Origin of the sequence: Streptomyces sp. NPDC088732, assembly GCF_044751205.1 — a bacterium.
In the GTDB taxonomy this organism is placed as follows: Bacteria; Actinomycetota; Actinomycetes; order Streptomycetales; family Streptomycetaceae; genus Actinacidiphila.
The window spans coordinates 177,956-199,464 of record NZ_JBIVLI010000003.1 but is presented as its reverse complement, the minus strand read 5'-3'; the positions used below and the strand labels follow the sequence as shown (position 1 = coordinate 199,464).

Genomic DNA, 21,509 nt, shown 5'->3' with positions numbered 1-21,509 from the left:
GCCCGGGTGTGGGGGGCTGATGAAGCTGTGGGCGAGCCGTACGAAACGGCGGCAGGCACTGGACGAGGACGCCGCCACGGCGGCCCGGCTCGTCGAGGGCTGGCTCGCCGGGCTGGAGCCGCGCGCGGTGGCGGAACCCGCCCGGCGCTGGCGCGAGTCGGGAGGGCGGCCCGAGCCCCGCGACGTACGCCGCTTCGCGGCCTGGTTCCGGGAGCGGACCCGTCTCCACCTCCTCGGTGGGGCGCCCGGCGACGGCGTGTCGGTCCGGCCCGGACCGCCCGAGGACGCCGAGCGAACGCGCGCCGAGACGCTGTCCTTGACCCGTGACGCCCTCGCGCTGAGCCGATGGCTGAGGGCAGGGGGCTACGAGTGACCCTGGTGCGGCATGTCCTGCCCGCCCGGGGGTGGAGGCCATCGGATCAGGGCCTTCGCACGGCGTCATCGGTTGCCCAGGTACGGAAGAGCGCGAGTGCCTCGGTCAGGTTCCCCGGCCCGCAGACGAGGTGAAACACCTTCTCGGACGTCCAGGCGATCACCCGGTCGTGTTCCCCCCGAGTGATCCGCTGCCGGGGATGTGCGCGATCCTCGAGGGCCGTCTCCTCGAGGTCGATCCTGACGGTCCGGCCCCGGTTGTCCAGCGTCCCGATCGTCACACCCCACGTGTGCTCCCAGTCGCCGTCGCACTGTGCGGCGTACCAACTCTGCAACCAGTCGAGGACGTTCTCGGATCCGGACATGGACGCAGATGCTGGCGAACCATGCGTGCAGGTCAGGTGGACCAACGCCGGAGCAGGAGCCCGTGGCCGGTCGTGGGGACCGGCCACGGCCCCCCGCGTGGGGCGCGGGGTCAGAACAGGCCGACGCCCGGGTCCATGCCCAGGCGGACGCGGCCTGCGGCCTCCATGGCGAGCGCCGAGTGGTTGGCGTGCTGGAGCGCGGCCATGCCGTCGCGGAACAGGCGCTCCAGCCGGTTGCCGCGGTAGAGCGGGGTGGAACTCGCCAGTTCGTACACCGTCACCAGGACCTGGCGGCTGACCTGCGCCGCGTGCGTCATGGCCGCACGCAGGTCCGCCCGCTGTCCGAGCGTGGGGACGTCCCCGCGCCCGGCCGCGTCCTCGAGTGCCTGCGCGACGGAGCCCAGCAGCAGCCGTGCGGCCTGGAGCGCCGCCTGGCAGTCGGCCACGGCGTACTGGGTGCGCGGGGACTCCGCCAGCGTCGCGCCGGTGGAGTTCCTCTTGGTCGAGACGAGCGCGATCGTCTCGTCGAGGGCCGCCTGCGCGACGCCGAGGACGACCGCGCTGCAGCCGGGCAGGACCAGCGCGGGGAGGAAGCCCCGGTACAGCGGTTCGTCGATCCTGAGGGGCGCGTCCAGGGGCGACAGGAAGTCGGCGGGCACGAAGGCGTCCTCGACCACCACGTCGTTGCTGCCGGTGCCGCGCATACCGCTGACGTCCCAGGTCTCCTTCACCGACCACTGGTCCCGGCCCAGGACGCACATCTGCACATCAGGCGCGCCCGCGGCGGTCATGCGGGGCGCGCCGTCCTCCATCACGACGACGACCGCCACCAGCCACTCCGCGGCGTTGATGCCGCTGACGATCCTCCAGTGGCCGGAGACGCGGTAGCCGCCCTCGGCGGGTACGGCCGTCCCGGGCATCCCGGAGTTCGCGAAGGCGGGCTCCCGCTCCTGGCCCCAGATCCGCCCCGTCGCGGACTCGTCCAGCAGCGCCCCCACGAAGCCGAAGTTGGCGTTCCAGACCAGCCACGCCACGGAGGCGTCGATACGGCCGAACTCCTCGTACACCTTCAGCGCGGTGGTCAGCGGCGTCTGCGACCCACCGAGTGCCCGGGGTGTGAGCAGGCGGAACGCTCCCGCGTCGCGAAGTGTCCCGTACAGCTCCGCGGGGATGTCCGCCCGGCGGTCGGACTCCTCGATCGCGGCCTCGATGGCCGGCCGGAGCAGGGCGGGAAGACCGAGCGGGTCGCCGGCCGGCGAGCCGGAAGCGGTGCCGGGGGTCCCGGAGGTCTCGTGGGTCTCGGACATGTCGTCTCCTCGTGTCGCCCGGGCGCGGCGCGCCGGGCGCCCGGTGGTGCGGTGTCGGCGACAGGACGCGGGAGGAAGGCGGAAGTTCGATGACCGGCCTGTGGTCCGCGTCACATCTCCCGGGCTACTTGCCGACCGCTTCGGCGGCGGCGAGTGCGGGTCGTCCGTGGGGCAGGCGGCGCACCGCGGTGGACGCGAGAGGAGCGAGCGCCGCCGCGGCGTAGACGACACCGGCCGCCACGGTCACCCGGAACCCCCCGAAGCGGTCGGCGAGCGGGGCCACGCTCAGCTGGCCGACGGGGATGGCCAGATAGGACAGCAGGTCGTCGAAGGACGACACACGCGACAGGGCGTGCTGCGGCACGTGTTCCTGCAGCGAGGTGTCCCAGCCGACGGAGGCGACGGAGGACCCGAGGCCCGCGGTGAAGGCGGCGGCGACCAGCCAGGGGGCGTGCAGGCGGGCGCCCAGCACGAGGAGGGGGAGTGCGCCCAGCACGGCCGCCAGTTGGCCCACGCGGAGCAGGTGCCGGATCGCCAGCCGGTACATCACGGCGCTCATCACGAGCAGTCCGGCGCCGCGGGCGCTGAGCACGAAGCCCCAGGCCGCCTCGCCGTCGACCTGCCGGGTGAGCACGGGGCCCAGGATCTGCCAGGTGCCGACCTGTACGAGGTTGATCACGCAGAAGGCGAGCGACACCGTCCAGACCCAGCGGATCCTCCGGTACTCGGCCCAGCCGCTGCGGATGTCGGCGAGCAGGCCCGCGGAGCGCCGGGCTCCGGGCGGACCGGACAGGGGGGACAGCCGGGTGAGGCACACCGCGGCGAGGAAGTAGGTGAGCGCGTCGAAGGCGATGGCCGGGCCGCCGCCCACGGCAGCGACGAGCGTGCCCGACAGGCCCGGTCCGAGGATCTTCGTGGCGTTGCCCACGGAGCCCAGCAGCGCGTTGGCCTGCCGGGTCGCGTCCTTGGGGACGAGCTGGGGCACGATGCCGCGCAGCGCCGGGGTGGTGAAGGCGGCGAGGACACCGTTGAGGAACCCCAGGGCGGCCACCGGCAGCAGGGCGTAGCGGCCCGTCAGCAGGAGCGCGGCGACGGCGCCCTGGGTGAGGGCCGAGCCCAGGTTCGCGGCGATCAGTACCGTCCGGCGCGGGAGGCGGTCGGCCGTCGCGCCGCCCACCAGCAGGAACACGAGCAGGGGCACCATGTGCGCGGTGAGGACGATGCCGAGGTCCCCGGGACTCCCCGAGGCGTCGAGCACCGCGAACGCCAGCGCGACCGGCGCCATGGCGCTGCCGAGCAGGGAGACCGACCGCGCGGTCAGGAACCAGCGGAAGTCCTTGTGCGGGAGAAGGGGTGCGGGCACTCACCGAAGTCTGCGGCAACTGCCCGCCCGCTCAAAGTTGTTTGGGCCGGAGCGCGGGTGGTGGGCGACCGGCTCAGGACGCCGCGAGGGTGTTCACCCAGCTGGTGCCGCTGCCCGCGAGGCCGCTCACGGCCTTCTGCACCTGGGACAGGGACTGGGCCTGCCCGGCCTTGTGGTAGAACCAGGCGACCTGCATGTCCCAGGTCCGCTTCCCGGTGAACGGCAGGTCCACGAACCAGGTGTTGAAGTTCACGGACATGGCCTCGGTCGGGTAGTACGCGCCACTGGTGCGGAACAGCACCTTGCCGTCGATGCTGTAGGTGACCACGCCGTTCGCCGCCGTGGTGATCATCGTGTGCCATCCGCCGAGGCCGGCCGTCGTGGCGCGGGTGACCCGGTCGCCGTCGGCCGCGCTGCGCCAGGTCGTCGTGTCGAGCCTCGGGCCTGGGGCGCCCCAGCCGCCGTTCGGCTGGTACTCGTTGTCGAGTTCGCTGTACCGGGCGCGGTGGTGGGGCGAGATCATGTAGAAGCTCTCGTTGATGTGATCGCCGTTGCCGCCGCTCGTGGGGCGGTCCGTGAAGTGGATGCGGGCGGCGAAGGTCCCCGTCACCATCTTCATGCCGGTGGTGTGCACCTCGGCCTGGGTGGTGCCCTGGCGTGTGCCGTCGGTCGAGGCCCGCAGTTGCAGGACCTGGCCGCTCAGCGAGTCCTTGTCCGCGGGGAAGCTGACCCCGTCGGCCGACCAGGTGTTCCGGATGCCGGGACCGCCCTCGCTGGTGCGGACCAGCCAGCCGTGCGCGTGCAGCGCCGGGTCGTGGGGGCCGCTGTAGTGGAAGTCGTCGAACACGATCCCGGAGGGCGGCGCGGGCCGCGCGGCGGGCGCGGACGCGGGGGCCGTCGCGGACCGGGACGGGCCGGCCGCGGCGCCACCACTGGGTTCGTCGCCCCAGACACGTTTGCCCTTGAGGTAACCGGTCACCAGTTCCGAGGCCTGGAAGGTGTCGTGGGCGGGACTGTAGGAGCGGTCGTTGCGCTGGTCCAGCTCCCCGCCGCCGGGACGGTACAGCTGAAGCCCGATGGCCCCGCTCTTTGCGCCCGGGGCCAGTGTGCCGGCGGCCTTCGAGAAGGTGATCTCCAGGTAGTGGTCGGCGCCGGCGGCGGGGGCGTCCGCCGCGACGGACCTCCCGACGACGTCGGAGCAGCCCATGGAGGCCTGGACGCAGTTGAACGCGTACGGGGAGGGGCCGTCCGCCGTGTAGTAGTAGCGCAACGCCACGTCGCCCAGGCGCACACGCCGGTCGGAGGTGTTGACGATCTCCAGCCACGGCCGAGCCGTCGTGGCGGTCGCCGTGCCCGCCTTGTACCGCACGGTCAGCTCGGGCGGCGGCTGGTGCGCGTCACGCCACGCGGGGTAGATCGCCGTGCCGCCCGCGACCACGACGACCACCAGCAGGAGGAGCTTCAGCGCTCCCCACGCACGCCGTCGCGGTTGCCGCGGGCCGGAGTCCGCGGGCCGGGCCGGGCGAGCGGGACGGCCGGGGCGGCCTGAACCGGTGGAGGGGCGGGCAGAACCCACGAAGGCTCCTAGCGCAGTGGAGGGGCGATGCAGGGGGCATGCTCGGCGTTCTTCGGTCTTCTTCGCGGGGCGGCGGGGCAACGGGGGCCGTGGCGGCTACGAGGCGCCGCCCGGGGCCAAGTGGTCCTGGGGGGAGGTGCCGGCCCACGCGTCCCGGCCGTCCTTCGTCCGCTGTTCCGGGAAGGCGATCTGCGGTGCCGGGCCGGGGGCGGTCATGTCGGGGGCGTCGGCTCCGACACCGCCGACCTCGATCTTGGCGCGGGTGCCCCAGTTCGTGCTGCGCAGCGTGGCCAGGGACCAGAGCCGGAGCGGCAGCAGCAGTCCGAGGTTGAGCAGCGCGTACAGCGGGGCGGCGAGGAACGTCAGCACGCGGTCGACGATGCCCACCTGCGCCGCGCCGCGCAGGTAGTGGACGGAGCGGATCCACGCCATGACGCACATGTAGGTGACGTAGCCGACCAGCAGGGTCCAGCCCTGCGGGTGCATGAAGATGGCGACAAGCGCGGCGAACAGCGCGGTGGTGAAGGCCACCCAGGAGACCAGTTCGACGAGGTTGAGCCACCAGTACATGCGCCGCACACGGAACTTGCCGAACAGCAGGAACCCCTCGCGGATGAAGGACTTGCCCCAGCGGATCTGCTGGCGGACGTAGTGGCCCAGGCGTTCGGGGACATCGGTGTAGCCGACCGCGGAGGGCTGGATGAGGGAGAGCCCTTCGGTGAGGCAGTAGTACGTCAGCCGCCGGTCGTCGCCGAAGGTCGCGGGGCGGCCCAGGAACCGCTGGTCGAGGAAGTCGTCGAGGTACTTGCGCACCACCCACCCGCGGTACAGCGCCAGCGACCCGCAGGCGCACAACACCGAGCCGAGCCGGGAGTACGCGACCCGCTCGCCGAGGAAGGCGTTGACGTACCGCATGTCGATGAGGCGGGTGAGGAGGTTGATGCCGCGGTTGTGCGCGAGTACCAGCCCCGTGACGCAGTGCACACGGCGCTTGGAGAAGGGCTCGGCGAGCTCGGCGACGGCGTGCTGGTCCAGCACCGTGTCGGAGTCGACGCACAGGTACGCGTCGGCGCGCGGTTCCTGCCGGAAGCCCGCGGCCAGGCCGTGGCGCTTGCCGCGGTTGGCGGGGAAGCGGATGAAGTCCAGCCGCACCCCGGCGCGCTGGAACAGGGGCCGCATCTCCTCGATGAGGGCGCCGGCGGTGTGGGTCGCGGAGCAGTCGTCCACGACGGTCAGGGAGTGCGGCGGCAAGGTCTGCGCCAGGATCGACTCCAGGCAGCGGCGGAGCATCTCGGGGGCCTCGTTGTAGGCGGTGACCACACCGTGGATGCGCAGGCGGCTGACCGGCTCCTCGAACGTCAGGTCCGGACGGCGCCGCCGGCGTACGGACAGCAGCAGCTTGATGGCGAGGAGGGAGCCGACGGCCACTCCGTACCAGTGCAAATGACCCAGGGACCACGAGGCGTGACCCCAGGAACCCGCGAGATTGTGCATGAAGTGCGAAGACCTCCCTGCGAGCACTCCCAGCCGGCGGACCGGACCGGTGGTGGACACACGTACTGCGCCGAAGGTAACGCGCCCCCAAGAGGCATGAAAGGGGCATCCAGCATTAATTCCCATCTTGGAATGTCAATTGCGCTTCTATGGGCGCCTTGTGAGCCAAGCGGACACTGAGTGTGAAAGTGCTCACATCGCCCTCGCCTCCGGTCCGGGATGTGCCGGGCCGCGTCGGCTGATGACCCGTCAGGGACGTCGGCGACGGGCCCGCTGAGATCGCCCGGCGGCCCCCGGACGCGCAGCCTGTACAGCCGCGCGTCGCAGTACGTCGTGCACTCGGCACCGACCGTGTCGCCCGCGAAGACGCCCCGATCCGCTCAAGGACCCGGGCCACCGGGCCGGGGTCCGGACGGCGCCGGCCGAATGGACCGCCGGGCGCTGGGCAGGCGCCCCCGTGGCCCGGCCTGGCGGTGTGCAGGGCCGAGCCGGGCCCCGCCGTTCAGCGGGGCGTGGCGGACCGCCCGCTGAGCGCACGGCGCGGCGGACACTCGTCCCCGCGCGACCCGACACCGGGTTCGTCCCGGACCGCAGAGGAAGGCCGCTCCCCATGAGGCCGACGATGCTGACGACGACAACGCAAGGCACCGCGGGCGGTGTGCTCCCGCACGCGATGGACACCCTCGAAGGGGCGACGTGGCTGGACGGCCCGGCCGGGGTCGTCCGCAAGGCGGTGCGGGCCCTTCCCCTGAGCCGTGGACGGGACGTGCTGCGCGGCCTGTGGCTCGGCCACCCCCTGCACCCGGTGCTGGTGCAGGTGCCGATCGGTGCCTGGAGCTCCGCCGGGATCCTCGACCTGCTCCCCGGCGAGAGCCGTGCCGCGCGCCGTCTGGTGGCGGTGGGCCTGGTCGCCGCCGGGCCGGCGGCTCTCGCCGGATGGGTGGACTGGGCGGAGCAGCGTCCCCGGCAGGCCCGCGTGGGCCTGGTCCACGCGGTCGCCAACCTCGCCGCCGTCACGGCGTACGCCGGTTCCCTGACGGCCCGGCTCACGGGTCGTCCCTTCCTCGGCAAGGCCCTGGGCTTCGGCGGCATGGCCGTCGCCACGGTGGGAGGTGTGCTCGGCGGCCATCTCGCCTACCGCCAGGGCGCCGGCGTCAACCACGCGGAGGCGGTGCCCGTACTGGTCGAGCCGGGCTGGCACCGTATCGGGATGCCGTACGAGTTCCCCGTAGGCGAGCCGGTGCGCCGCATGGCCGACGAGGTCGCCGTCGTCGTGGTCCACGGGGACGACGGGCGGTTCTACGCCCTGGCCGACCGGTGCAGCCACATGGACGGGCCCCTGCACGAGGGCAAGATCCTCGAAGGGTGCCTCGAATGCCCCTGGCACGGCAGCCGGTTCCGGCTCACGGACGGAGAGAACGTGCAGGGCCCGGCGACCGCGCCGCAGCCCCGGTTCGACTGCCGGATCTCGTCCGACGGCCAGGTGGAGGTCCGCGTCGCACAGCGCTGAGGCGCCCGACTCCTTGCCGTGCGGCCGGGAGCCGAGGAGGGGGTCGCCGTGCACGGCGGCGGCCCTTCTACAGCGCCAGTTCGGCCCAGATGGTCTTTCCGTCGGGCCGTTGCCGTGTACCCCAGCGTTCGGCGAGGTGCGCCACGATGAACAGCCCGCGTCCGCCTTCGTCGAACACCCGGGCCCGGCGCAGATGGGGAGCGGTGTTGCTGCCGTCCGACACCTCCATGATCAGCGCGTCCTGCCGGATCAGCCGCAGGTGCACGGGGCCCGTTCCGTAGCGGACGGCATTGGTGACCAGCTCGCTGATGACGACTTCCGCGGTGAACGCCTGCTCCTCCAGGCCCCAGCCCGCCAGCCGGCGCGCGGCGAGGTCGCGGACGCGCGCGACCTCGGCGAGATCCGGTGACACGTCCCAGGCGGCGACGTGGTCGGCGCCGAGTTCCCGGGTGCGGGCGACGACGAGGGCGACGTCGTCCCTCGGGGCGTCGCCGACCAGCAGGTCCAGGACGTGGTCGCAGGCGTCCTCCGCGGAGTCGACCGGTTCGGACAGGGCCTTCCGCAGGCGTTCGAGCCCCACCTCCAGGCCGTCTTCCGCCGATTCGACGAGACCGTCGGTGTAGAGGGCGAGCAGGCTTCCCTCGGGCACGTCCAGCTGGACGGTCTCGAAGGGCAGTCCGCCGACGCCCAACGGGGGACCGGCGGGGATGTCGAGGTATTCGGCGGGCGCGCCGGGGCGCACCAGGGCGGGCGGGGGATGGCCGGCGCGGGCGGCCGTGCAGCTGCGCGACACCGGGTCGTAGATCATGTACAGGCAGGTCGCCGCCAGCTCCCCGGCCCGCGCTCCGCCGTGGCCGGCGGCCGCGGCGCGTTCCATGTCCGTTCCGAGGCGGATGATCAGGTCGTCCAGGTGGGTGAGGAGTTCGTCGGGCGGCAGGTCGATGTCGGCGAGCGTGCGTACCGCGGCGCGCAGCCGGCCCATCGTCGCCGACGCGTTGAGGCCGCGGCCGACCACGTCGCCCACCACCATGGCGACCCGGGCCCCCGAGAGCGGGATGACGTCGAACCAGTCGCCGCCCACTCCGGCGCGGGAGTCCGCGGCCAGGTAGCGGGTGGCGGCGGAGACCGCCGACTGCTCGGCGGCCACCTGCGGCAGAAGGCTCTGCTGGAGCGCGAGGGACGTGTCGCGCTCACGGGTGTAGCGGCGGGCGTTGTCCACGAAGACCGCGGCCCGTGCCCCGATCTCCCGGGCCAGCAGTACGTCGTCGGCGTCGAAGCCGGCCCGGTGCCCGGAGCGCGTGAAGAGCGCGACGCCGACGGTGATCCCGCGGGCGCGGAGGGGAACCGACAGCGTGGAGGGGGCCGGGTCCGCGGCGCCAGCGGCACCGTGAGCCCGGGCCGGTACGGGTTCGCCCGTCGTCAGGGCGCGGGCCGGCGCCGACCCCTGCGGGTGGGTGACGGCCTCGCCCGGCTCCGCCGTTAGCCCCGGAAGGGGCTCGGGCCCGGACCGCGAGGCCGTGCGGCGCAGGGCGCTGTCGCCCGCCCGGGCGCCGGCGGTGTCGTCCTCGCCGCGCAGCACCCAGTCGAAGATGTCCACGGCGGCGTGGTCCGCGAAGCCGTGCACCGCCACGTCCGCCAGTTCCTCCGCTGTGCGGGTCACGCTCAGGGTGCTGTCCACCCGCCTGCCGGCCTCGCTGAGCAGGCCGAGCCTGTCGCGGGCGATCATCACTCGTTCGAGGCGCCTCTCGCGGGAGAGCCGGACGCGGCAGACGGCCATGCCGAGCCCCAGCGCGACCGCCGGCGCGGCGACGACCGTGAGCTGCCCGGCGAGCCCGATGTCCGGCCGGAGCCCCCCGTAGACCGCGCAGACCGCGGCGAGGTTGAGGAGGCCCACGCCGAGGGTCTGCCGCAAGGGCAGCAGCGCGCCCGCGACCACAGGGAGCAGCACGGAGTACTCGGGCAGCCCCATGACGTGGATGTGCGCGAGGGCCAGTGCCGCTTGCAGACCGGAGAACAGCACGACGGAGAGGACGAGGACGGGGAAGCGCCTGCCAAGACGGGTCGAGTGCACGAGCGACACCTCTGCGGGGGTCGGGGTGGAGGTCCGGTGCCCTGTCTGCGCCGTGTGTCTTCCTGGGGACCGGCCCGTGCATATGGGGGCAAATCATTTGAAATCCACGTGTGACGCTTTTCTTGGGAACGCGTGCCGTCGGGACCGTCATCCCGGATACGCCGAATTGCTCGTTGTTTTTCCGTTTGGGTATAGCCGATCGGTCGTCTATTTTGTAGTGGACCGAACGTCTACTCATGGAGTCACGGACACATGCGCGTCGAGATCTGGACCGACATCGCCTGCCCCTGGTGCTACATCGGCGACGCGCGCTTCGCGCGGGCGCTCGCCGCCTTCCAGCACCGCGACGAGGTCGAGGTGGTGCACCGGTCGTTCGAGCTCAATCCGGACGCCGAGAATCGCGGAACGCCCGTCATCGACGCGGTGGCGGCCCGGTACGGACGCACCCGCGAGCAGCAGATCGCCCGGGAGGAGCACGCCGCGTCCGAGGCGCGCGCCGAAGGGCTCGGCTTCCGGATCGGCGGCCGTGTCGACGGCAACACCTTCGACCTGCACCGCCTGCTGCACTTCGCCAAGGACCGGGGCCGCCAGGCGGAGCTGCGGGACCTCGCCTTCAAGGTCAACTTCGCGGACGAGCGCTCGGTGTACGACAGGGAGACCCTGATCGCCCTCGCCTCCGATGCGGGACTCGACGCGGCCGAGGCGCGCGAGGTGCTCGCCGACCCCGACGCGTACGCCGCGGCCGTCCGCTCCGACGAGCGGCTCGCGGCCGAACTCGGCGCGGGGGGAGTGCCGTTCTTCGTCCTGGACCGGACGTACGGCGTCGCGGGCCTGCAACCCGTGGAACTCTACGCCCGGGCGCTGGAGCAGGCGTGGCAGAACCGGTCGGCGACGCGGGTCTGATCCCCGGCCCGTGAGCGGGTGCGGACACCACTGTTCACCCCAACGCGTAGCTGGACAAGCCTAGTTGGCGCATGATGGCACATGCGAACGGCATGCGACGGCCAACCGACGAGGCGTACGGCGAACGCGATGGGACGGGTGTGCGTGAACAGACGTGAGCCGGTGCTGCTCGCGGCGGCAGGGGCACTGCTGCTCGCGGGCTGCACCAGCGGGGGCGGGACGGACGAGGCCACCGCCTCGCCCTCCGGAGCGTCCCCGAGCGGACGCAGCAGCGCGAGCCCGGCCCCGTCCGCGACGGCGGCGAACGAACCCTTCACCCTGGCCGAGAGCGCGGCACCGAGGACCCGGTCCGAGGCGACGGCGTTCGTACGCGGACTCACGGTGCGACCGGACTACTTCGGGTCCGGATACCGCAGGCGGGACCCCTACGAGACCGGGCCCGCCACGTGGACCGTCCTCGGCGACGACTGCATCTGGCGCCGCGAGCCGCTCGCGCCCACCGTTCTCGCCGACCTGACGCGCTCCTTCGTCCGGCCCGCGGCCGGCGGGAAGGGCCCCGTCTTCGTGTCCCTGACGGTCACCGTGCACGCCTCGGTGGTCGAGGCCCGCAGGGACATGGCGGTCTCGCTCGAGGAGCCCCTGCGCTGCCCGACCCAGCAACTCACCGCCACCGAGCGGGTGCAGGGCATGGCGTCGCAGGGCGACCCGTTCACCGAGCAGCGGACGGCCACGTCCGACGACAACCTCACCGAGTTCGGCGAGTACGTCGCCGACGGCGACAGCAGGCCCCGCCGCTTCGACTGGTTCAAGCACCGGCTCGGCCCGGTGACGGTGGCCGCGACCGTACGGCACGCCCCCGGCGGCAGCGAGGCGGAGACGACGGCGGTCACCGAGCAGGCCCTCGCGGGCGTCGGATACGTCACCGCCGACATCGACCGCCTGGGCAGGAGGGCGACAGCGGCACAGACGCCCGGCGCCGAGGGGAAGGACGCGCCGGTCTCCGGCGACGAGGCGGAAGGCGCGGGCGATGAGTGAGGCGATGCGTCCCTCCGACCCCCTGGCGGTCGGGGGCTTCCGGCTGCTGCGGCGGCTCGGCGCCGGCGGCATGGGCGTGGTCTACCTGGGGCGGTCCGAGGCCGGTGGGCTGGCCGCCGTGAAGGTCATCCGGGCGGAGAGCGCGGCCGACGAGGAGTTCCGCGTCCGGTTCGCCCGGGAGGCCGAGCTCGCACGGCGCGTCGGGAGCCCCTGGGTGGTCCCGGTCCTCGGGGCGGACGGCACGGCGCCCGAGCCGTGGCTGGCGACCACCTTCGTACCCGGCCCCTCGCTCGGCGAGGCGGTGGGGGAGCACGGCCCGCTGCCGCCGTCCGCCGTGCGGGTCCTGGGGGCGCTGCTGGCCGAGGCGCTGGGCGCCGTGCACGGGGCCGGACTGGTGCACCGCGACGTGAAGCCGGGCAACGTCCTGCTGGCCGTCAACGGCCCCCGTCTGATCGACTTCGGCATCGCCCGGGCCACCGACGACACAGCGCTCACCGCCTCGGGCCTGGTGATCGGCACCGCGGGCTTCCTCGCCCCGGAGCAGGCCCGGGGCGAGGGGAGCGGCCCCGCGGGCGACGTCTTCGCGCTCGGCTGTGTCCTCGCGTACGCCGCGACCGGCCGGCCCCCGTTCGGCGTCGGCACCCCCGACGCCCTGCTGTACCGCACCGTCCACGACGAGCCCGATCTGCAAGGTGTCGCGGGCGAACTGCGCGAGGTGCTCGACGCCTGCCTCGCCAAGGACCCCCAGACCCGCCCCACGCCCGCGGAACTGCGGACACGGCTCGCCGAGGACGCCCCCGCGTCGCCCTCGGCGTGGCTGCCGGACCCGGTCGCCCGCACGGTCGCGGAACGCTCCGCCGAGAGCCTCGCGCTGCCGGACATCGAACCCACGGTGCTGGACGGCCCCGACGACGCCTCGCGCACCCGGAGCAAGCGGCTCGCCTCCCGCCGCCGGCTGCTGGTCGCCGGAGGGGCGCTGCTGCTGGCGGGCGGCGGCTCGGGGGCGGCGCTGTGGGCGGCGGGACGCGACGGGACCGGCGCGGAGGCGAAGGCGGCCACGAAGCCCACGTACGTGCTCGGTGTCCAGGTCACCCGCACCGGGCCCGACGCCGGCCTGGGCCGCACCTGCGAGCGGGCGGCGCAACTGGCCGTCGCCGAGCACAACGCCGCCGCGGGCGGCGCCTTCACCGTGCGGACGAAGGTCCTGGACGACGACGGGACCGTCGACCGTGCCACCTCGGTCGCCCATGAACTGGCCGCCGACCGCGCCGTGTTCGCCGTGTTCGGGCCGACCGGCGAGATCGCGATGCGGGCCGCCTCACGCGTGTACGGGGCCGCCAACCTGACCCATGTCTCCAGTACCACCGGGCAGAGCGACTTCTTCGTGTCGTCCCCGGCGGTCAGCTTCCAGACCGGTATGCCCCACCAGGCCGGGGGAACGGCGATCGCGCTGAGCGCGCTGGCCTCCGGCCAGGTGGGCCGGGCCGGGGTCGTCATCGACCGGGCCGGCGGGTCCGTCATGCACGACCAGGGCAATGTCGTGGTGACCTCGTGGCGCCAGATCCTCGGGGCCGAGGTGCTGCCGCGGGTCGTTGCCGAGGACACCGACGACGGCCCCGCGGCCGTGCGCCAACTGCTGTCCCGCGGCGTCCAGGACTTCGTCTACCTGGCGCCCCTGGACGCGACCGTCCGCGCCGCCGGGCAACTGGCCCGGGCGGGCTTCACCGGCCCCCGGTGGATGTCCCACCTGCTCTACGGATCGGACTTCCCGCGCCTGGCGGGCGCCGCGGGCGAGGGCTGGTACGTCGTCACGTCGGCCGTCGACCCGGCCGTCCTCAAGACGAAGGAGGCCGTGCGCTTCACCGCCGCCTGGAAGGCGCGCTACGGCGGCACCCCGGAGCCGTACGCCACCGAGGCCTACGACAGCGTCCGCATGCTGCTGCAGGAGTTCGCCCGCACCGTGCCGGCCGGGGGCGGGCGTCCGGCCCGGCCCGCGCTCGCCGCACGGCTCCAGAAGACGACGTACCACGGTGTCGCGCGGACCTACGCGTTCAGCGACTACCACCAGTACGCGGTCACGACGCAGAACATGGGCACCGAGACGTTTGTCCACCAGGTCCGCGGCGGACGCTTCCGCCAGGTGGGGACGATCCTGCCGAACACCGGGAACCAGTAGGGGCCATGGACCAGCTGCTGGCCACCGACCCGTCGTGGGTCGGCGGGCACCGCCTCGTGGCCCGGCTCGGCGCCGGCGGCATGGGCGTCGTCTACCTCGCGCGGTCGCCGCACGGCGCCTGGGTGGCGCTGAAGGTGATCCGCTCCGAGTACGCGGAGGACCCGGACTTCCTGGCGCGGTTCCGCCGCGAGACGGAACTGGCGACGCGGCTGTCGAGCCGGTGGACGGTCCCGGTCCTCACGGCCGACGCCGACGCCCGCTCACCGTGGCTCGCGACCGCCTACGTCCCCGGCCTCCCGCTGTCCGAGGCCCTCGCCCTGCACGGTCCCTGGCCGGTGCCCCAGGTCCGCACGCTGGCGGCCGCGCTGGCCGCGGCCCTGGACGACGTCCACCGCGCCGGCCTGGTCCACCGGGACGTGAAACCCGCCAACGTGCTGCTCGCCGCCGACGGACCGCGCCTCATCGACTTCGGCATCGCGCGGGCCGTGGGTGCGACGGCGCTCACGGCGGACGGCTCCGTCATCGGCTCTCCCGGCTATCTCTCCCCGGAGCAGGCCAGGGGCACGACGGTGGGACCGGCCGGCGACGTCTTCTCCCTGGGCTGCGTGCTGGTCCACTCCCTCACCGGGCGGCCGCCGTTCGGCACGGGCGGCGCCGCCGCCGTGCTCTACCGGACCGTGCACGAGGAACCGGACCTCGCCGGCCTGCCCCGCGAACTCGATGCCGCCTTGCGGGCCTGCCTCGCCAAGAGCGCCGACGAGCGCCCCACCGTGGCCCGGCTGCGCGACCTCTTCGGCTCGTTCGACTCCCGTTCCTGGCTGCCCGGGGGACTGCCGGCCGTGGTCGCCGAGCGCGCCGGGCGCGTCCTGGACCTGCCGGTGCCGGAACCGACCGAGTTGTCCGCCGCCGTCGCCGACCCTCCGCCCGCGACGTCCCGGCGGCGCCTGATCGTCGCGTCGGCCGCGCTCGGCGTCGGCGCGCTCGGCGGCGGCACCGCCTGGTGGCAGTGGGGACGCCCGCGCACGGGGAGCGGGGCCGGGAGGCGCACGCTGCCCACGCGTGTCATCGGACTCCTCGGCGACCGCTCCACGGAGGCCGTCCGGTCCCAGGAACGAGGAGCGGGGATCGCGGTCGCCGAGCACAACGGCCGCGCGGACCGGCCGTTCGACCTGGCCCTGCGGGCCGTCGACGACCGGGGCACCGCCGCCGGCTCCGCCGCGGGCGCCGCCGGGCTCGCCGCCGATCCCGACGTGCACGCCGTGATCGGCGCGGGCGCCAATGAAGCCGTGCCCGCTGCCGTACCGGTGTGCACCAAGGCGGGCCTCTGCCTGCTGGTGACCCGCGCCGACAGCACGCAGCTCAACGTCGTCCACACGACCAGCACGCTGGTGCTGCGCGCCACCCGCACCGCCGGACCCGGTGCCGTGCTGCGCTACCTCAACCGCGTGGTCCACCCGCAGCGGACAGCAGTCGTCTACGACCTCGCCGACGAGGAGGAGAGCCTGCCCACCGTCCAGATCGTCACCGTCCACGGCCACCTGGACGGGCGCGTCGACGTGTTGGAGGTCGCCGCCGGGGACGGATTCGGTGCCGCCGCCCGCGACATCGCGGCCCACCCCGACGACGCCCTCTTCGCGGGCGCCACCCCGTCCCGCGCCGCGGCCTGCGCCGCGGCGCTCAAGGCGGCAGGTCACCGGGGGGTGCGCGTCGCGGACGAGCACGTGCTGTCGGCGGCCTTCCTGAGCGCGGGCGAGGGCTGGTGGATCAGCACGGGGTACGCCGACGCGGCCGACCCCCGGCTGCGGGCGTTCGCCGCCGCCTACCGGGCCCGGCACGGCGGTGCGCCGGGCCCCTGGGCCGCGGAGGCATACGACGCCGTCCGCTTCGCCGCCCACGGCCTGGCCGCGCCGGGCGGCGACGGGCGGCGCGAGTCGCTGCGCGCGGAACTCCTGCGGGTCCCCTGGCAGGGCATCACCCGCCGCTTCAGCTACGAGAGCCAGTCGCAGTACCTGGAGACCGCGCCGGACGGCGGCTGGTTCCTCTACCACGTCGAGGGCGGCCGGGCCCGGTTCGTCGCCCGCCAGGACGCCATCGGCACGGGTACCTGAGGCGAACATCGGGCGGGCGGGTGGCGTTCACCCCTCGGGAACGCCAAATTTTCGCCATGCTCCTGCCAAGGTGTTGTCATGGCCGCCATGAGTGAACCCCACGCCGACACGGCGCACACGCACTCTCACGGACCCAGCCGACGCTCCCTCCTCGCCGGTGCGGGCGGCCTGCTGATCGCCGCGTCCCTGCCCGGCACGGCCCAGGCGGCGGGCACCCGTACCGCCGCGGACACCCCCGCCACGAACCGGGCCGGGGCCTCCCGCGCCTCACTGGTCACCCAGGGGACCCGACTCGTCCACGCCGACCTGCACAACCACACGCTCATGTCCGACGGCGACGGAGACCCCGCCCTCGCCTTCGCCTCCATGCGCGACGCGGGCCTCGACGTGGCCGCCCTCACCGACCACACCACCCTCCTCGCGATCAACGGCCTGTCCAAGGGTGAGTGGGACCGCACCCGGCAGCTCGCCGACGCGGCCAACGATCCCGGCAACTACACCGCGATCCGCGGCTTCGAGTGGTCGCACCCGCTGCTGGGTCACGCCAACGTCTGGTTCACCGACCAGTTCGTCGACCTCGGCGGCGCGAGCTCCATGGGCTCCCTCTACAACTGGATCGGCGGCCGCGACGCCGTCGCGGGCTTCAACCACCCGGGCCGCGAGATCGGCCGTTTCAACGACTTCTCCTACTCCGCCGCCGTCCGCGACAAGATGGTCAGCGTCGAGATGTTCAACCGCGGCGACGACTACCTCTTCGACGGCTGGTCCGACCGCAAGTCCTCCCACCTCAACGCCGTTCTCAACGCGGGCTGGCGCACCGGCATCACCGGCGTCAGCGACCACCACGGCACCGAGTGGGGCAAGGTCGAGGGCGTCGGCCGCGCCGGGCTCTGGGTCACGGAGAACACCCGCGCCGGTGTGCTCGAAGCCATGCGCGCCCGCCGCTTCTTCGCCACCCGCTACTCCGGACTGCGCCTCGACGCGACCGCGAACGGCGTCCGGATGGGCGGCGTCCTGTCGCTCGCCTCGGGCGACGTCCGCTTCGCCGTCGACCTCGACCGCGGCCCCGACTGGGCCGGCAAGCCCCTCAACGTCCAAGTCCTGCGGCCCGGTTCCAACGCGCCGACCGTGGTGGACGTCGTCCCGACCACCTCCGGCAGCCTGGCCGAGTTCACCGTCCCGCTCAACGCCGCCGACGGCAACTGGGTCGTGCTGCGCATCTCCGACCCCTCCCAGCCCAACGCCCAGCCCGGCCCGTCCGGCCACGCCTGCAACGACCTGGGCGTCGCCTACTCGAGCCCCTGGTGGCTCCAGCCCTGACGCCGGGCCACGCGCCCGCCGGGCTCCGGCCCGGCGGGCGCTGTCGCGCGGTGTTCCGCGGTGCCTACCGGGCGTTGGCGATCGGTGGCACACTCGGTGGGCCATCGATGCCGGGCATCGACCGCCGTTGCGTTGTCGTGCCAGACACCCTTGAGGAGAGGCGCGCGGCGGCCGTGCCCCCACAGAAGCGGAGAATCGTGCTCGCCGCCTACGTCACGGTCACCGTCCTCGGCGCGGTCTTCAACGGCGCCGCCGCCGTCACCTACCTGATCGGCCACGAATACCCCAAAACACAGGCGGACATGAAGGGCCTGGACCGCAAGTGGGTCCCGGTACTGGGCATGCTGCTGGCGGCCGGCACCGCCGGGCTGCTCGCCGGGCTCGCCGTGCCTCTCCTGGGAACCCTCGCCGCCTCGGGCCTCGTGCTCTACTTCGTCGGCGCGATCATCGCCCACCTGCGGGTGGGCTCCCGCAACATCGTGGGCGGCATCGTGTTCCTCGCCACCGCCGCGGCCGCCCTGACCCTCGGCCTGCTCCAGCACGGCCCCTGGTGACGGGGGTACGGCGCGGCTACAGGCACCCGTCGTGGTCGGCGGTCTCCAGGCTCACCATGAGGTCGCCACTGTGGAGGTTCATGAACGACTGGGTGCTGTGCCAGCCCTTGAACCGCTTGTCGATGTTCAGGGCGAAGTAGCCGGAGCCCAGACCGTCCCACGATGCGGCATTCCACCCCGCGAGCCGTGCGGTCCGCGCCACCTCGGTGCGGACCGAGGCGGTGGCGGGCACCTTGTAATGCAGCTCCACGGAGGGCGTTTCCTCGTCCGTACAGGTGCGATAGCGGTGGAGCGACGTGTGCCGGCCCACCTCCGCGTCCAGCGCGGAGGTGATCCGGTCCGCCTGCAACTGGGTGAGCCGCGCGTCGACGGCGGCGGACTCGCGGTGCGTGCGTGTCTCGTGGACCACGAACCCACCGGCCACCGCCACCGCGGCCACCACGGCGATCCAGCGCCAAACCGCGCCGCGGCTGAACGACCGTCCCATGCGTCGCGCACCTCTCCTGTGCTCGGACCTGCCGGGGCTAGAGCCGGACGGTCATCTCCACGGCCACGTCGTCGCCGGCCACAATGCCCTCAGGCTTGCGCACGGCGAGCTTGAGGGGCAGCAGGTAGCCGCCGTCCCTGGGAAACAGAGAGGTAGTGAAGGTGACCTCGCCGATGCGCGCCTCGACCGGGATCACGCCCCAGCCGTAGCTGGCCATCGCCGCCACCTCACGGATGTGCCCGCACTCGTCGTCCGGCACGACGGCGAAGTAATACGGTGCCGGCCCACGCCACTCGATGACACGGCCGGCGAAAACGAGCTCCACGGCGTCAGTCCCGTTCTTCCAGCAGGGCCAGGTCGGCCCAGGCTACATGGCGTGCCACGCCCCTCGGGGGGCCTGCCCTCACCCGGTCGGCCGCTGAGGGTGCGTCAGGTGTCACCCCGGGTGATTCTTGGGTTCGCAGCTGTCCGCTGCCGCGGGCCCGTCCAGGAGGTGACGCGGTGATGCCCCGAGTCGGCCGAGCGGTCCGGTCCACGGCCGCGAGCGTCGCCCTGACGTCCGCCGCCGTGACGGAGGGCGCGCAGCCTGCCGGACCGGCCGTACCGGGCGACGGCGGGACCACGGCCGGGCCCGCCGGCAAGCCCGGCGGGCCCGGCGGGCCCGGGTACATGGTCATCCGGTGGTGACCGCCCGTTCGAGGAAGTGCGGAGAGGAAGGCGGAAAGCAGCCGGTGAGCAACGCGTGACGAGGCCGGGTGCATGGGAGTGGGTGGCGAAGCGGAGCCGTCTGCTGCCGGCCGCGCTGATCCTCCTTGCCGCGGTGATCGACTTCAGTACGCCGCGCACCGTCAGCGCCTCCGCCCTCTACGCCGCCGCGGTCCTGACGGCCGCGGCCTTGCTGTCCCTGCGCGGCACGATCCTCACCGGGGTGATCGCCCTCCTGGTCGACTGGTTCATGTTCCGGTACTTCGGCTACCGCCGGAGTGCGATCGCGTACAGCGAACTGGTCATGGTCGCCACGGTGACCGGTGTCGCGGTCTTCCTCAACCGGCTGCTGCAGCACCGAAAGACACAACTTCAGTCCGTACGGGACATCGCCGGCGCCGTTCAGCGCGCGGTCATGCCGTCGCCGCCGGAGCGGATCGGTCCGCTGTGCTTCGCGGGACGCTACGAGGCGGCCGAGACGGACGCGCAGATCGGCGGGGACCTCTACTCCGTGGTCGACACGCCGTTCGGCGTGCGTTGTGTCATCGGCGACGTGCGCGGCAAGGGGACGGGGGCGGTCAGGGCGGTCGCGGTCGGCGTCGGCACCTTCCGCGAAGCGGCGTTGCAGGAGCCCAGTCTGACCGCCCTGGTGGAACGCCTGGAGCGGGCCCTTGTCCTCGAGGCCCGGCAGTCGGGCAGCCTGATCGAGCTGGAAGGGTTCGTCACCGGTGTCCTGGTGGAGTTCCCCGGGCCGGGGAACGAGATACGGATCGTCAACCGCGGTCACCCGGCGCCTCTTCTGATGTCGGGGGACACGGTCCGCTACCTCGAACCCAGCCGGCCCATGGTGCCACTCGGCATGGCGGCCCTGCGGGACGAACCGGAATGCGTGGACACGGTGGTCTTCCCCGATGGGGCCACCCTGCTGCTCTACACCGACGGACTCAGCGAGGCCCGTGACGAGGAGGGCACCTTCTACGACCCGGCCGACGGGTGCGCGAAACACCGGTCCGCCGGCCCGGACGCCCTCCTCGACGCCCTGCTCGCCGACTGCCACCGGCACACCGGTGGCCGGAGGGCCGACGACATGGCGCTGCTGGCCATCACCCGCACGCGCGACGGCGCCTGAGCTGCGACGAGCGCACCCTGCGTGGGCCCGGCCCCCGGCCCCCGGCTCGAGCGTCACTGCATGACGAACCGCGGGGGATGGGACGGCGTACCCACGCAGTGGTACATCTGCAGGGTGCAGCCGCGGCCGATCTCCACCTGGGTGGGGTCCCTGGGGTTCCGGTACGGAAGGCCGACCGGCTTCTCCGCCTCGTCGCCGCATTCGACCGGAATCCAGCTGGTGGTGCTTGCGTCCCATTCGCTGCCGGTCATGGTGAGCAGTGCGTCGACCGGACTGCCGCACTCGCCGCAGCGCAGTTCGTCCGAATCCGGCTCCGGCGGCCCGCGGAAGGTGAAGTGCGCGGGCCATCCCCCCGCTTTCCAGCCGGGGGCGACGGACAGGTCGTGCCAGTAGGGGGCTTTGGCCCGCTGCTTGTCCCAGGCCGTGAGGCGCGCGGCGAGGTCCTCGTCGAGATGGTGGCGGGAGGGGAACTCGCGGACCGGTTCGGGGTGCAGTACGCACGGCACGGGCACGCAGTAGGCGGCCGGGACATAGGCGGGCTCAGGGGGAGCGAGCAGGAGGTCCCGTACCTCGGAGGACCGTCGCCACCTGAGCTGAACGGCGTCGGAACCGCTCACCACCTGGTCGGACGGCACCCAGAGCACCTGCAGCAGGTCCGTGCCCGGTGGGAAGGCGAGCCCGGGCACATCGCGGGCGTAGAGCTGGGCGAGCGGGATCAGGGGCTGGGGGGCCGTGCGTCCGCCTGGGCCACGAGGGCGCGCAGCAGGTGGACGTCCGCAAGCGCGGTGACGGGTTCGTCAGGTAGCCGCGGCAACTCGTACTCCGGCCAGGGCTCGTCCGCCGGCCACAGCAGCGGCCCGCCCACGGAGCTGTCATGGACGGTCGGCTTCCCCGGGACGGGGTGCAGCCGGAAGGCCGTTCTGGCGAGCGCCGCCAGTTCCGGGAACTCCGCGGTGATGTCCAACGGGCGCGGCGGTGTTGTGCGCGTCATGTCCTCCCCCTCAGCCCGACCAGGGCCACATCACACCACACGC

General features: G+C 73.3%; 19 protein-coding genes. 9 read left to right on the top strand and 10 right to left on the bottom strand.

Translation table 11 applies throughout. The features are described from left to right. Positions 1-19: 19 nt before the first annotated feature. On the top strand, positions 20-373 hold the full coding sequence (locus ACIP9H_RS06430; RefSeq protein ID WP_401581727.1) for a hypothetical protein: 354 nt from the start codon (positions 20-22) through the stop codon (positions 371-373). 46 nt (positions 374-419) lie between these two features. Here the strand turns inward: ACIP9H_RS06430 and ACIP9H_RS06425 are convergent, their stop codons facing one another. From ACIP9H_RS06425 to ACIP9H_RS06405, 5 genes are all read right to left on the bottom strand, one after another. After that, on the bottom strand, positions 420-737 hold the full coding sequence (locus ACIP9H_RS06425; protein WP_401581724.1) for an immunity 53 family protein: 318 nt from the start codon (positions 735-737) through the stop codon (positions 420-422). A gap of 110 nt (positions 738-847) precedes the next feature. Further along, positions 848-2,044 carry an acyl-CoA dehydrogenase family protein gene (locus tag ACIP9H_RS06420; RefSeq protein ID WP_401581722.1) on the bottom strand — a complete coding sequence of 399 codons (1,197 nt, stop codon included), beginning with the start codon at positions 2,042-2,044 and terminating at the stop codon, positions 848-850. 124 nt (positions 2,045-2,168) lie between these two features. Next, entirely contained in the window at positions 2,169-3,407 is a 1,239-nt protein-coding gene (locus tag ACIP9H_RS06415) for an MFS transporter (protein WP_401581719.1), read from the bottom strand. A 73-nt stretch (positions 3,408-3,480) separates the two neighbouring features. After that, the gene (locus ACIP9H_RS06410) at positions 3,481-4,983 is read right to left on the bottom strand and encodes a cellulose binding domain-containing protein (RefSeq protein WP_401957849.1); all 1,503 of its coding nucleotides are present in this window, start codon (positions 4,981-4,983) and stop codon (positions 3,481-3,483) included. A 96-nt stretch (positions 4,984-5,079) separates the two neighbouring features. Beyond that, positions 5,080-6,477: a glycosyltransferase gene (locus ACIP9H_RS06405; RefSeq protein WP_401581715.1), complete on the bottom strand. Its 1,398-nt coding sequence runs from the start codon at positions 6,475-6,477 to the stop codon at positions 5,080-5,082. A gap of 622 nt (positions 6,478-7,099) precedes the next feature. Between ACIP9H_RS06405 and ACIP9H_RS06400 the strand changes: the two genes are divergently transcribed. Further along, a complete protein-coding gene (locus tag ACIP9H_RS06400; RefSeq protein ID WP_401581712.1) occupies positions 7,100-7,987 on the top strand; it encodes a Rieske 2Fe-2S domain-containing protein in 888 nt (295 codons plus the stop codon). 67 nt (positions 7,988-8,054) lie between these two features. On the opposite strand, the gene ACIP9H_RS06395 is transcribed toward ACIP9H_RS06400, so the two are convergent. Further along, positions 8,055-10,058 (bottom strand): SpoIIE family protein phosphatase, encoded by a 2,004-nt coding sequence (locus ACIP9H_RS06395; RefSeq protein ID WP_401957845.1) that lies wholly within the window; start codon positions 10,056-10,058, stop codon positions 8,055-8,057. A gap of 252 nt (positions 10,059-10,310) precedes the next feature. On the opposite strand from ACIP9H_RS06395, the gene ACIP9H_RS06390 reads away from it, so the two are divergent. The 6 genes from ACIP9H_RS06390 (at position 10,311) to ACIP9H_RS06365 (ending at position 18,154) form a co-directional block, all read left to right on the top strand. Then, entirely contained in the window at positions 10,311-10,961 is a 651-nt protein-coding gene (locus ACIP9H_RS06390; protein ID WP_401581707.1) for a DsbA family oxidoreductase, read from the top strand. A 144-nt stretch (positions 10,962-11,105) separates the two neighbouring features. Then, positions 11,106-11,996, top strand: a complete 891-nt coding sequence (locus ACIP9H_RS06385) for a hypothetical protein (RefSeq protein WP_401957843.1) — start codon at positions 11,106-11,108, stop codon at positions 11,994-11,996. Continuing rightward, positions 11,989-14,172, top strand: a complete 2,184-nt coding sequence (locus ACIP9H_RS06380) for a bifunctional serine/threonine-protein kinase/ABC transporter substrate-binding protein (RefSeq protein WP_401957840.1) — start codon at positions 11,989-11,991, stop codon at positions 14,170-14,172. Before ACIP9H_RS06385 ends, ACIP9H_RS06380 begins: the two co-directional genes overlap by 8 nt. 5 nt (positions 14,173-14,177) lie before the next feature. Further along, positions 14,178-16,280: a bifunctional serine/threonine-protein kinase/ABC transporter substrate-binding protein gene (locus ACIP9H_RS06375; protein ID WP_401957837.1), complete on the top strand. Its 2,103-nt coding sequence runs from the start codon at positions 14,178-14,180 to the stop codon at positions 16,278-16,280. Positions 16,281-16,367: 87 nt separating this feature from the next. Continuing rightward, a complete protein-coding gene (locus tag ACIP9H_RS06370) occupies positions 16,368-17,600 on the top strand; it encodes a CehA/McbA family metallohydrolase (protein WP_401957834.1) in 1,233 nt (410 codons plus the stop codon). Between the two features lie 197 nt (positions 17,601-17,797). Further along, positions 17,798-18,154, top strand: coding sequence for a DoxX family protein (locus ACIP9H_RS06365; RefSeq protein WP_401582383.1), 357 nt, complete (start codon positions 17,798-17,800; stop codon positions 18,152-18,154). 16 nt (positions 18,155-18,170) lie between these two features. Here ACIP9H_RS06365 and ACIP9H_RS06360 read toward each other — a convergent pair whose 3' ends face one another. Beyond that, a complete protein-coding gene (locus ACIP9H_RS06360; RefSeq protein ID WP_401581696.1) occupies positions 18,171-18,641 on the bottom strand; it encodes a hypothetical protein in 471 nt (156 codons plus the stop codon). A gap of 37 nt (positions 18,642-18,678) precedes the next feature. Beyond that, on the bottom strand, positions 18,679-18,966 hold the full coding sequence (locus tag ACIP9H_RS06355; protein WP_401581693.1) for a DUF1905 domain-containing protein: 288 nt from the start codon (positions 18,964-18,966) through the stop codon (positions 18,679-18,681). A 444-nt stretch (positions 18,967-19,410) separates the two neighbouring features. On the opposite strand from ACIP9H_RS06355, the gene ACIP9H_RS06350 reads away from it, so the two are divergent. Beyond that, positions 19,411-20,475 (top strand): PP2C family protein-serine/threonine phosphatase, encoded by a 1,065-nt coding sequence (locus ACIP9H_RS06350; protein ID WP_401581688.1) that lies wholly within the window; start codon positions 19,411-19,413, stop codon positions 20,473-20,475. Positions 20,476-20,528: 53 nt separating this feature from the next. Here the strand turns inward: ACIP9H_RS06350 and ACIP9H_RS06345 are convergent, their stop codons facing one another. Both ACIP9H_RS06345 and ACIP9H_RS06340 read right to left on the bottom strand, forming a co-directional pair. Next, the gene (locus ACIP9H_RS06345; RefSeq protein WP_401957830.1) at positions 20,529-21,161 is read right to left on the bottom strand and encodes a hypothetical protein; all 633 of its coding nucleotides are present in this window, start codon (positions 21,159-21,161) and stop codon (positions 20,529-20,531) included. A 29-nt stretch (positions 21,162-21,190) separates the two neighbouring features. After that, positions 21,191-21,466, bottom strand: coding sequence for a hypothetical protein (locus tag ACIP9H_RS06340; protein ID WP_401581683.1), 276 nt, complete (start codon positions 21,464-21,466; stop codon positions 21,191-21,193). Positions 21,467-21,509: the final 43 nt, after the last annotated feature.